Source organism: Mesorhizobium sp. M0296, assembly GCF_040321675.1.
Classification (GTDB): Bacteria; Pseudomonadota; Alphaproteobacteria; order Rhizobiales; family Rhizobiaceae; genus Mesorhizobium.
The window spans coordinates 70032-81689 of record NZ_JAMYRZ010000032.1 but is presented as its reverse complement, the minus strand read 5'-3'; the positions used below and the strand labels follow the sequence as shown (position 1 = coordinate 81689).

Sequence of the window (11658 nt, the reverse complement as noted above, 5' to 3'; positions counted from 1 at the left end):
CACGAACGTCTCGCGCAGTAAGCCGTCGCGCGGCATGCGCGCTTGCTCGGCGCGCGAACGGTCGAGCCTCTTCTACAGGCCATCCCGCGGCGGTCTTGCCGGGGGGCGCACGAAAGAACACCATTCACACTTGACCCTTGCACCCAAGAGATTAGGGATCGCGGCCGGAAAAGACGAGTCATTTGTCGGGCGCGCCCGCAACCGGAGACAGGATTTGCAACGACCCGAGATACCGGCGGGGCTGCCAGCCGACATCGAACAGAAGAAGACGAAGGCACGGCTGTGGTTCGAGACGTTGTGCGAGCGCATCTGTGCCAGCTTCGAGCAGATCGAGCAGGACCTGCAGGGGCCGCAGGCTAGCTGGTCGCCCGGCCGCTTCGAAAAGACGCCGTGGCAACGCGATGCCGGCAAGGGCGGCGGCGGTATCATGTCGATGATGCACGGCCGCGTCTTCGAGAAGGTCGGCGTCCACACCTCGACCGTCCACGGCGAGTTCTCGCCCGAATTCAGGAAGCAGATGCCGGGCGCCGAAGAGGACCCCTCCTTCTGGGCAAGCGGCATTTCGCTGATCGCCCATCCGTGGAACCCCAACGTGCCGGCCGTGCATATGAACACGCGCATGGTCGTCACCTCGCGCCAGTGGTTCGGCGGCGGCGCCGACCTGACACCGGTGCTCGACCGCCGCCGCAGCCAGGACGACCCCGACACGATCGCCTTCCACAGAGCGATGCAATTTGCCTGCGAGAAGAACGCGGCGATCGCCGACTACGTGAAATTCAAAGCCTGGTGCGACGAGTACTTCTACCTGCCGCACCGCGACGAGCCACGCGGTACCGGCGGTATCTTCTTCGACTGGCTGCATTCGGATGAGGACAAAGGCGGCTGGGACGCCGATTTCAACTTCGTCCAGGACGTCGGGCGATCTTTTCTCGTCGTCTACGGACATCTGGTGCGCGCCAACTTCAATGACAACTGGACCGATGGCGACCGTGACGAGCAGCTCATCCGCCGCGGCCGTTATGTCGAATTCAACTTGCTTCACGATCGCGGCACCATCTTCGGGCTGAAGACCGGCGGCAATGTCGCCTCGATCCTGTCCAGCCTGCCGCCAGAAGCGAAATGGCCGTAAAATCTCGGTGAGCACGACGTGAGCCGCAATCGGGTCCAAATCCCCAGAATTTGACGGCGAATGTGGCGCAAGGCGCGCCAGAAAATATCTTTTTCGTCTAATATACCATTGTAAAGATTGGGTTATTTGTCGCGTCGGGCCGGGAAACGCCGGCGGTTCTTTACTCCCGAGAGCCGCGACCCGACGTGACCGGACGGCCCATGATTGAATGGGGCACCTTTCCCAAGCGGTGCCCGCATTTTCCAGGAGAGCATGCCATGCGCAAGCTTATTATGACCGCAGCCGCCGCTGCCGTTCTCGCCTCTGGTACTGCCGCATTCGCTGCGGTCAAGCACACCACCGGCACGATCAAAAGCTTTGATGGAACGGCGATGAGCCTAGTTCTGGATAACGGAGCCACCTTTACGTTGCCCCAGACCTTCAAGGATCCTGGCCTGAAGGTCGGCGAAAAGGTCCGCGTCACGTGGGATATGAGCGGCAAGGATAAAATTGCCGAGGCAGTCAAGATCGTGAAGTGATGTCCTGCCCGCTGGAGCAAGACGAGGTCTTACTCCTGGGTGGCGTAAGAGGGCGGAGCAGCGATGCTCCGCCTTTTCGCAACCCGATCACCAGAGGGCCGCGTGTCGGCTTGGACGCACGGCACTCTAAGGCAACCAAAACCGTTCGATCGTGTTATGCTTAGCTGGCCAGCGTGTAGCCCGGATACCGTACGCGGTTTCCGGATCGCGCAATCAAAGGTCTGGAGCTTCCGTGTCAGTGCGCTGCGCGGCGCTCCAAGGAGGAGATGAGGAGAAGCCGATGAAGGAATTCCATTGCGGGTCGCTCGTACCCGGCTGCGAGTGGCACACACGCGCCGAGGAGGAGGCTGAGGTCATGCGCCGTGCCGTCGAGCATCTGCGCGAGACGCACGGCGAGACGGTGATCCGCGAGACGATGATCGAGGCGATCCGCTCGCGCATCGAAAAGGCCCGCGACGCAGCGTGACAGTCAGGATTCGAGTGCCTCCGCGGCGCGCTTGAGCAGCGCGCCGCGATCAAGCGCAAAACCGGACTCGACCCATTCCTTTTCGAGATTCTTCAACGTTGCACCAAGCTTCGGCCCCGGTGATGCGCCAAGCGTCGTCAGATCGGCGCCCTTGACCGGAAAAACAGGGTTTTGCCATTTTGCAGCGAAGGCAAGCAGGCGCGAGAAGCCGCCGGCTTCGAGCAGTGCGTCATTGTCCTCGACCGCGCGGGCTCGAGCGGAAGCGAGCAACAGCCGCAACCGATCGACAAAGCCTTGGCGGTCGCCAAAATAAAGCCTTTTCGCCAACTCTCCTTCGGTCGTTTTCGGATCGACGGCAGCTGTGATCGCCCAATTCCGCAGCCGGCTTGCTTCGCTCACGGAAAGCCTCAATCTCTCGGCAAGCGTTTTCATGCGCGCGGCATCCGGCGGCACGATGGCTTCCAGCCTGAGCAGCGGGTCCGGCGCCCAGGCCAGATCCTTCTCGGTCTTGGTCAGCCCGTGGATGGCATCGATGCCCCATTTCTCGCTTTCCGGCAAAACGGCGGTCAGAACGCCGGCCTGGCGCATCCACAGCAGCGCCCGCGACGGATCTGGCGCTGACAGCAATTTCTTCAATTCCCACCAGACGCGCTCGACCGAGAGCTGGTCGAGCCCCTGCTTCAGCCGGGCACAAGCCTTCAACCCTTCGGCATCCGGCCTGCCGTCGCCATACCATGCGAAGAAACGGAAGAAACGCAGGATGCGCAGATAATCCTCGCGGATACGCGCTTCCGGATCGCCGATGAATCGCAGCCTCCGCGCTTCGATATCGGCGATACCGCCGACCAGATCGACGACCGTTCCATCGGCTTCGGCATAGAGTGCATTGATGGTGAAATCACGCCGCTCAGCGTCGGCTTTCCAGTCGCGGCCGAACGACACTTTGGCGCGCCGGCCGTCGGTTTCAATATCGGCACGCAGCGTGGTGACCTCATAGGCCTTGCCGTGGCCGACCGCGGTGACTGTGCCATGCTCGATGCCGGTCGGTACCGTCTTGAAGCCTGCCGCCTCGGCGCGCCGGATGGTTTCCTCGGGCACCGTGGTGGTGGCGATGTCGATGTCGGCGACCGGCTGGCCGATGAGCGCGTTGCGCACCGCACCGCCGGCGACACGCGCCTCCTCGCCGCCATCAGTCAGCGCGGCGAGCAGGCGCTGCAGGTGGCGTTCGCCGAGCCACCCGGCCTTGCCCGCGATCGACACTGGATCGCTCACGAATAGAGCCTTTCATAAAGCGTACGGATGATGCCCGCGGTGACGCCCCAGATGCGCTGGCCGCCATAGGGCATCTCGTAATAGAACCATTCGAGGTCGTTCCACATGCGACTGTCTCTGGTGTGGTTGGCGGGGTCCATCAGAAAGCCCAGCGGCACCTCGAAGACGGCATCGACTTCGTCGGAATTCAGCGTCAGGCTGAAACCGGGCCGCACAATCCCGAGCACCGGGGCGATGCGATAGCCGCTGCCGGAAACGTAGTCCGGCAGACGGCCGATGATCTCGATGTAATCACTATCGAGACCGATCTCCTCGGATGTCTCGCGCAACGCCGCCGCTTCCGGGCTCGCATCGGTTGGATCGATGGTACCACCGGGGAAAGCCACCTGCCCCGAATGGTTGCGAAGCTTTTCCGCCCGCCTGCTCAAAAGGACCGTGGCTTCATGGCCATGATCGACCACCGGGATCAGCACGGCGGCATCGCGCAGCGCCTTGGCCAGCTTCAGCCTGGGATGGCCCGGATTGAAGCGGTGGTCGCCAAAATCGTCGCCGGCATGCGCCAGCGGCTGCGCCGCGACGCGCTGGCGAAACCCGGCAGCGGAAAACGGCAACGGCATCACCTGATCCATCATAGGCGGTCCATCATGCGCTCAGCCGTTTCAGTTTCTCAGCCGGCATGATCGGATAGACCTCGCCTTTGGAACGGACGGCAAACATCGTCTTGCCACCGATGTCGATCTCTTCGCCGTGCTCGACCAGCTCGTACATCACCGGCCGTGCCACCAGCGCCTCCAGCCGCCCGCGCACCAGCACATAAGGCTTCAGGCCACCTGTCTCGTCCTCATCGACGAAGCGCAGCGGGTGTCCCGCCCCAGCCTCTACCACGTCGCCGACATTGGTGCGAAAGGTGACGATTTGTCCGTCGCCGGCGCCCGACACGTCCATCTCGACGGCAATGAAGGGCGCGTCGGCGACGCGGATGCCGACCTTTTCCACCGGCGTCACCAGGTAGGTTCTACCGTCCGCGTCCTTGCGCAGCACTGAGGAAAAAAGCTGCACCAGCGGCATCCGGCCGATCGGCGTTCCCAGATAGAACCAGGTGCCGTCCTGCTTGATTTCCATGTCGAGATCGCCGCAAAATGCCGGATTCCAGCGTTCCACCGGCGCCGGCCCCTTGCCAGCGCGCGTCGCGCGCGAGACCAGCGCCTCCAGCCCGCGCGCCTCGGTCGCGGCTGTCAGCCTCTCTTCACGATAGTCGGCGGCTTCCGTCATGGTCACGAAATAGTCACTGTTGTTCCGCTTGTCAGCCTAAGTCTGTGATTTAAGTTCATTGCAGGCGCCATGCGAGGCCGAATCGCGGCATTCTCTGCGGCACCAAGGTGCCAAGCGGTGTTTCCAACAGAAGGATCGATGCTGCATGAGCGTTATGATCAAGGAAAGCCCGATCAGCGAAAAGGACATGGTGGCGCAGGCCGAGAAAGCGCTGGCCGACATTTCGAGGGTCCGTGACGGCGTCGGCCGGGTCATTTTCGGCCAGGAAAGCGTCGTCGAGCGCACGCTCGTCGCATTGCTGGCCGGCGGCCATGCGCTGCTGGTCGGGGTGCCCGGCCTCGCCAAGACCAAGCTGGTCGAAACGCTGGGCATCGTGCTTGGCCTCGATTCGCGCCGCATCCAGTTCACACCCGACCTGATGCCATCGGATATTCTCGGCTCCGAGGTGATGGAGCAGGATGAATTCGGCAAGCGTTCGTTCCGCTTCATTTCCGGGCCGATCTTTGCGCAACTGCTGATGGCCGACGAGATCAACCGCGCCTCGCCGCGTACCCAGTCGGCGCTGCTGCAGTCGATGCAGGAATACCACGTCACCATTGCCGGCGTGCGCCATGATCTGCCGTCACCGTTCCACGTTCTGGCGACGCAGAACCCGCTGGAGCAGGAAGGCACCTATCCGCTGCCGGAAGCGCAGCTCGACCGCTTCCTGATGCAGGTCGATATCCTCTACCCCGAGATCGAGGCGGAGCGCCGCATCCTGCTGGAAACCACCGGTATCGAGGATGCCAAGGCTGAAAACGTGCTGCAGCCGGCGCGGCTGAAGGACATCCAGACGCTCATCCGCCGTATGCCGGTGCCGGAAAGCGTCGTCGAGGCGATCCTCAAGCTGGTGCGCTCAGCGCGCCCCGGCCAGGGCAACGCCGATACCGACAAGCACGTCGCCTGGGGCCCAGGCCCGCGCGCCAGCCAGGCGCTGACGCTGTGCACCCGCGCCCGCGCCCTCTATGATGGCCGGCTGGCGCCGTCGGTCGACGACGTCCGCGCGCTCGCCGAGCCGGTGCTGCAGCACCGCATGGCGCTGACCTTCGCCGCCCGCGCCGAGGGCACCACGGTTCGCGATGTTGTGGCGAAGCTCGCGAAAGGGATTTGATGGCGCGCATCGGTGAAGCGCAGGCACCGGCAGCGACGCGCGATGCGCTCGCCAGAGGCCGGTTGCGGGCTTCGTTGGTGCCGGACCTACTGGTCGAGGCGCGCCGCATCGTCAACACGGTAATTGCCGGCTGGCATGGCCGCCGCAAGCGCGGTATCGGCGAGAATTTCTGGCAGTTCCGGCCCTATGTCGAAGGCGATTCTTCGCGCATTGACTGGCGCCGTTCCGCCCGCGACGATCACACCTATGTCCGCGACCGTGAATGGGAGGCCGCCCACACGGTGTGGCTGTGGGCCGATCCCTCGCCTTCCATGCTCTACAAATCGACCGGAGCCAGCGTTTCCAAGGAATCGCGCGCCCTGGTGCTGGCGCTGGCCATGGCCGAGCTTTTGTCGCGCAGCGGCGAGCGCATTGCCTGGCCGGGCCTGACCGACCCGTTCACCGCCCGCAATGGCGCCGAGCGCATCGCGGCGCAACTGATGCACGCCGGCGACCTGCCGGCAAAGCCCGACCTATCCGGCATTCGCCGGTTCTGCGACATCGTCCTCGTCAGCGATTTCCTCGACCCGGTCGAGGACACCATTGCGTGGCTGGACGTGCTCGCCCGCCACGGCGTGCGCGCCCATCTGGTCGAGGTCGCCGATCCGGCCGAGGAAAGCTTCCCCTATGCCGGGCGCACCGAATTCACCGATCCTGAGACCGGCGACAAGCTGACCGCCGGCCGCGCCGAAATGCTGGGCGAGGAATATCGCCTGCTTTATGCCGCTCGCCGCCAGGAATTGGCCGCGTGGTGCAAACGGCTTGGCTGGAGCTTTACCGTCAATCATACCGACCGTCTTGCCTCCGAGGCGCTGGTGCGCATCCACATGGCGATGACCGGCGAAGGCGCCTTTGCCGGGAGGGCTCGCGCATGAGTTGGCTGCCGCTCTCTTTCGGGGCGCCGATGGTGCTGTGGGGCCTGCTGGCGCTGCCGGTGATCTGGTGGCTTCTGCGGCTGACCCCGCCAAGGCCGCAAACCGAGGTGTTTCCGCCGCTCAGGATTCTCGCCCGCGTGCGGAGGCGCGAAGAAACGCCGCAGCAAAGCCCTTGGTGGCTGACGCTGCTCAGGCTGCTGATGGCCGCGCTTATCGTGGCAGCACTTGCCGAACCGGTCTTCAACCCGCGCGAAAAGCTGCCGGCCGAGGGCGCCGCCCTGGCGCTGGTGATCGACAATGACTGGGCAAGTGCCGCCGACTGGGGCAAGCGCGTCGCCACCGCCGAGCGGCTGATCGCCGATGCCAATTCGAACGGCGTGCCGGTGCTCATCGCTTTCACCGCCGAGAAGCCGAATGCCGAGATCGGTCCCTTCGATGCCGCTGCCGCGCTCGACCGGCTGCGCGCGGCAAAGCCGCGGCCGATCCCGACCGACCGCCCCGCCGTCTATGCCCGCGTAGCGTCAGCCTTGGAGTCGCTGCCTGGCGCCAGCGTCGCGGTGCTCGCCGATGGTCTGGCGGCGCAAGGCGACGAAGCCGCGTTCAACACGCTGTTGTCGAAGAACGCAGCACGGGTCGTCTGGGCCGTCTCCGACCGGCTGTCGCTGACCGGTCTGACCGGCGCCGACAACCAGGTCGACGGCTTCGCCCTGACCGCCATCCGCGCACCGGGCGATCCGGCACCTGCACAGGTGACGGCCGGCGCCTTCGACGACAAGGGCCGCCGCATCGCCGACGCGACGCTGACCTTTGCCCCGGGCGGATCCACCGCAACCGGCACGATGGCGGTGCCGTTCGAACTGCGCAACGACTTCGCCTACGTCGCGCTCGATGGCGAGCGCCAGGCCGGTGCCGTCCGCGTGCTCGATGAGAGCTCAAAACGCCGCCGCGTCGGGCTGTTGTCGCAGGCCGAGGCCGACCAGGCGCAACCGCTGCTGTCGCCGCTCTACTACATCCGCCGCGCCCTGCAGCCGTTCGCCGATCTGGTCGAGCCGTCGAGCGTCGATCTCGCCGACGCGATCCCGCAACTGCTCGACCAGAAGCCGGCGATGATCGTCATGGCCGATGTCGGCACCATTCCGGAACAAGCGCGGCAAAGGCTGGTTGACTGGGTCGACAAGGGCGGCACGCTGGTGCGTTTTGCCGGTTCGCGGCTGGCCGCCGCCGGCAATGACGACGATCTGCTGCCTGTCCGGCTGCGCACAGGCGAGCGCTCGCTTGGCGGCGCACTATCATGGACGGCGCCGCAGCCGGTCACCGAATTCCCGAAAACCGGCCCCTTCGCCGACCTCGCGCCGCCCAGCGAGGTCACAGTCACCAGGCAGGTGCTGGCCGAACCGACGCCCGACATGGTCGAGCGCACCTGGGCCACGCTTGCCGACGGCACGCCGCTGGTGACTGGTATGAAGAAGGACAAGGGTACCCTCGTGCTGTTCCACGTCACCCCCGAGGCGACATGGTCCAACCTGCCGATCTCCGGCAGCTTCGTCGAGATGCTGCGGCGCATCGTGCAACTGTCGCGCAACCAGGGCGCGGCTGTCGCCAATGCCGAGGCCGCCGCCACGTCGCTGGCACCCTATCGTATGATCGCCGCCGACGGCACGCTGGTGCCGCCGACGCCGGATGCCAGGCCGCTGGTGCCCGGCGCCGGCCCGCTGCCGGTGACGCTGGAAAATCCGCCCGGCCTCTACGGCTCCGAGACAGGAGTGTTCGCTCACAATCTGCTCGGCGGCGACAGCGCATTCACGCCGCTGGCCCGGCCTGAAATCACGGTGCCGGTCACCACCATCCAGTATGCCTTCGACGAGCAGCACAACCTCAAAGGTCCGCTTGTCACGGCCGCCCTGGTGCTGATGGTGCTCGACACGCTTGCCGTATTCTGGATGGGCGGCCTGTTGTCGCGCCGGCCGCGCCGTGCCGGCGCTGCGGCGACGGCAGCCGTCCTGCTGATTGCGCTCGGCGCCTTGATTGGCCACGCGGACGTCGCGCGCGCCGACGACGCCAAACCGGGAGATACGGAGGCGATCGGGGACATTTCAAAGACCCGGATCGCCTACGTGCTGACCGGCGAGCCGGGTGTCGATTCGATCAGCCGCGCCGGGCTCGAAGGCCTGACCCGCTTTCTTATCGAAAAAACCGCGCTCGAACCCGGAGCACCGGCCGGCGTCGACATCTCGAAGGACGAACTTTCCTTCTATCCGCTGATCTACTGGCCGATCGATCCCTCGGCCCCGCTGCCCAGCGAGGCCGCCATCGCCCGCATCGACGCCTACATGCAGCAGGGCGGAACGGTCTTGTTCGACACCCGCGACCAGTTCGCCAATGGCATTGGTGCGGATTCGACCAGCCCGGCGACGGAGCGGCTGCGCGACATCCTCGGCAACCTCAACGTGCCACCGCTGGAGCCGGTGCCGTCGGACCACGTGCTGACCAAATCCTTCTACATCCTTCCGGAGTTTCCTGGCCGTTTTGCCGGCAGCCCGCTTTGGGTCGAGGCATCGCTCGAAGCCAGCAACACCGAGAACCGCCCGGTGCGCACCGGCGACGGCGTTTCGCCGATCATGATCACCGCCAATGATTTCGCCGGCGCTTGGGCCGTCGACGAGAATGGCGACCCGCTATTGCCGACGGTGCCTTCGGATCCGATGCAGCGCATCTATGCGCTGCGTGCCGGCGTCAACATCATGATGTACATGCTGACCGGCAACTACAAATCCGATCAGGTGCACGTCCCGGTGCTGCTCGAACGGCTGGGGCAATAGACCATGAACTGGTCGCTCTCCTTCGAACCGCTCATCACCTGGCCACTGCTCGCAGTGGTTCTGGTACCGCTGCTGCTGCTGGCGCTGGTCGGCCTTTGGTTTCGCCAGCGCGGCGCGGTCTTCCGCCTGGCAGCCCTGATTGCCCTGGCTGCGGCGCTGCTCAATCCGGTGTTCCTCGACGAAGAACGTGAGCCGCTGAAAAGCATCGTCGCCGTGGTCGTCGATCGCAGCCAGAGCCAGGATATCGGCGACCGCACCAAGCAGACCGACGCGGCGTTGGCCGGGCTTCAGCAGCGTCTCGGCCGCTTCAAGCAGTTCGACATCCGTGTCGTCGAAGCCGGCAAGTCCGAAGCCGCTGACGAGCGCACCGAGACGCGGTTGTTTTCCTCGCTCGAAAATGCTTTCCGCGACGTGCCGCCATCGCGCATCGGCGGCGCCATCATGATCACCGATGGCGAGGTGCATGACGCGCCGCCCGGCGCACCCGATTTCAATGCCCCGCTGCACGCGCTGATTACCGGCAACGAGCATGAGAAGGACCGCCGCATCCGCTTCGAGAATGCGCCGCGCTTCGGCCTCGTTGGCAAGCCGCTCGACATGACCTATCGCGTCATCGCCACCAACAACGAAACCGGCCCGGTCGATGTCCGCGTATCGGTCAACGGCGAGCAGGTATCGGTCGAGCACGCCAACATCGGCCAGGCGATGCCGCTGCAGGTGACCATTCCCAGCGCCGGGCGCAACATCGTCGAACTCGCCATCAACCACGAGCCGGGCGAACTCACCGACACCAACAACCGCGCCATCGCGCTGATCGACGGCATCCGCGAAAATCTGCGCGTGCTGCTTGTTTCCGGCGAACCGCATGCCGGCGAGCGCACCTGGCGCAATTTGCTGAAATCCGACGCTTCGGTCGACCTCGTGCACTTCACCATCCTGCGCCCGCCGGAAAAGCAGGACGGCACGCCGATCAACGAATTGTCGCTGATCGCCTTCCCGACGCGCGAGCTGTTCGTCGAGAAGATCAAGGATTTCGACCTGATCATCTTCGACCGCTATCAGCACCGCGACGTACTGCCGATCCTCTATTACGACTATATCTCCGAATATGTCGAAAAGGGCGGCGCGCTGCTGATCGCGGCAGGCCCCGAATATGCCGGCGAAAGCTCGATCGCCCGCACGCCGCTGATGTCGGCGCTGCCGGCAATGCCGACCGGCGAGGTCATCGACAAGGCCTTCTATCCGCGCCTCACCGATACCGGCCAGCGTCATCCGGTAACGCGCGGGCTCGACGGCTCCGCGACCGAGCCGCCGCACTGGAGCCGCTGGTTCCGCACCATCGGCGTCGAGAACCCCGAGGGCGAGGTGGTGATGAAGGGCGCCGACAACCGGCCGCTGCTGCTGCTCGACCGCAAGGGCGAAGGCCGCGTCGGCATGCTTCTGTCCGACCAGGGCTGGCTGTGGGCGCGCGGCTTCGAGGGCGGCGGCCCCCATGTCCAGCTTTACCGGCGCATCGCCCACTGGCTGATGAAGGAGCCCGAACTCGAGGAAGAGCGGCTGACCGCCGACGGCCGCGGCATGGTGCTTGAAATCCGCCGCCAGACGATGAGCGACGACCCCGGCCCGGCGCAAGTCATCACGCCGTCCGGCAAGGCACTGATCGTCAGGCTCGAGAAATCCGAACCAGGCGTCTTCCTCGGCAGCGTCGAGACCAACGAAATCGGTCTCTATCAGGTCGGCAATGGCGACCTGACGGCATTGGCCCATGTCGGGCCGGTCAACGCCCCGGAATTCACCGACGTCGTCTCCACCGAGAACCAGCTGAAACCACCGGCTGAGGCAACCGGCGGCAGCGTTCGCCGGCTGGCGCCGGCCTCAGCACTTGGCACTCTCACCAGCACCGTCACGCTGCCATCCGTAGTCCCGGTCCGTTCCTCGGGCGCTGCCTCCGGCGATGACTGGATCGGCCTGCGCACCACCGACGACAGCGTACTCAAGGCCGTCTCGCGCGTGCCGCTGTTCGGCGGCTTCCTCGGCCTCGGCCTGCTGCTTCTGGCGATGGGCTCGATGTGGTACCGCGAAGGGCGGTAGCTCCCTTCTCTCTCGCTGCAAACGGGG

10 protein-coding genes are annotated in these 11658 nt (G+C 65.1%); 7 read left to right on the top strand and 3 right to left on the bottom strand.

What is annotated here, in order from left to right; translation table 11 throughout:
* Positions 1 to 214: 214 nt before the first annotated feature.
* From hemF to NKI97_RS25900, 3 genes are all read left to right on the top strand, one after another.
* A complete protein-coding gene (gene hemF / locus NKI97_RS25910) occupies positions 215 to 1129 on the top strand; it encodes an oxygen-dependent coproporphyrinogen oxidase (RefSeq protein WP_352469726.1) in 915 nt (304 codons plus the stop codon).
* A gap of 257 nt (positions 1130 to 1386) precedes the next feature.
* The gene (locus tag NKI97_RS25905; protein WP_023679489.1) at positions 1387 to 1647 is read left to right on the top strand and encodes a DUF1344 domain-containing protein; all 261 of its coding nucleotides are present in this window, start codon (positions 1387 to 1389) and stop codon (positions 1645 to 1647) included.
* A gap of 280 nt (positions 1648 to 1927) precedes the next feature.
* On the top strand, positions 1928 to 2113 hold the full coding sequence (locus NKI97_RS25900) for a DUF1059 domain-containing protein (protein WP_292662162.1): 186 nt from the start codon (positions 1928 to 1930) through the stop codon (positions 2111 to 2113).
* Positions 2114 to 2116: 3 nt separating this feature from the next.
* Here the strand turns inward: NKI97_RS25900 and NKI97_RS25895 are convergent, their stop codons facing one another.
* Genes NKI97_RS25895 through NKI97_RS25885 form a run of 3 tightly spaced genes read right to left on the bottom strand, consistent with a single transcriptional unit; the run spans position 2117 to position 4657 of the window.
* Positions 2117 to 3385: a CCA tRNA nucleotidyltransferase gene (locus NKI97_RS25895; RefSeq protein ID WP_352450523.1), complete on the bottom strand. Its 1269-nt coding sequence runs from the start codon at positions 3383 to 3385 to the stop codon at positions 2117 to 2119.
* Positions 3382 to 4014 (bottom strand): CoA pyrophosphatase, encoded by a 633-nt coding sequence (locus NKI97_RS25890; RefSeq protein ID WP_352743299.1) that lies wholly within the window; start codon positions 4012 to 4014, stop codon positions 3382 to 3384. Before NKI97_RS25890 ends, NKI97_RS25895 begins: the two co-directional genes overlap by 4 nt.
* A 13-nt stretch (positions 4015 to 4027) precedes the next feature.
* Positions 4028 to 4657, bottom strand: a complete 630-nt coding sequence (locus tag NKI97_RS25885; protein WP_352456465.1) for a DUF1285 domain-containing protein — start codon at positions 4655 to 4657, stop codon at positions 4028 to 4030.
* A 145-nt stretch (positions 4658 to 4802) separates the two neighbouring features.
* On the opposite strand from NKI97_RS25885, the gene NKI97_RS25880 reads away from it, so the two are divergent.
* From NKI97_RS25880 to NKI97_RS25865, 4 genes are read left to right on the top strand one after another with little or no spacing between them, the layout of a single operon-like run.
* The gene (locus NKI97_RS25880; protein WP_352450525.1) at positions 4803 to 5807 is read left to right on the top strand and encodes an AAA family ATPase; all 1005 of its coding nucleotides are present in this window, start codon (positions 4803 to 4805) and stop codon (positions 5805 to 5807) included.
* Complete coding sequence (locus tag NKI97_RS25875; protein ID WP_352706089.1) at positions 5807 to 6721, top strand: DUF58 domain-containing protein; 915 nt, start codon at positions 5807 to 5809, stop codon at positions 6719 to 6721. Before NKI97_RS25880 ends, NKI97_RS25875 begins: the two co-directional genes overlap by 1 nt.
* A complete protein-coding gene (locus NKI97_RS25870; RefSeq protein WP_352837315.1) occupies positions 6718 to 9540 on the top strand; it encodes a DUF4159 domain-containing protein in 2823 nt (940 codons plus the stop codon). Before NKI97_RS25875 ends, NKI97_RS25870 begins: the two co-directional genes overlap by 4 nt.
* A gap of 3 nt (positions 9541 to 9543) precedes the next feature.
* Complete coding sequence (locus tag NKI97_RS25865) at positions 9544 to 11631, top strand: hypothetical protein (protein WP_352837312.1); 2088 nt, start codon at positions 9544 to 9546, stop codon at positions 11629 to 11631.
* The last annotated feature ends 27 nt before the right edge of the window (positions 11632 to 11658 follow it).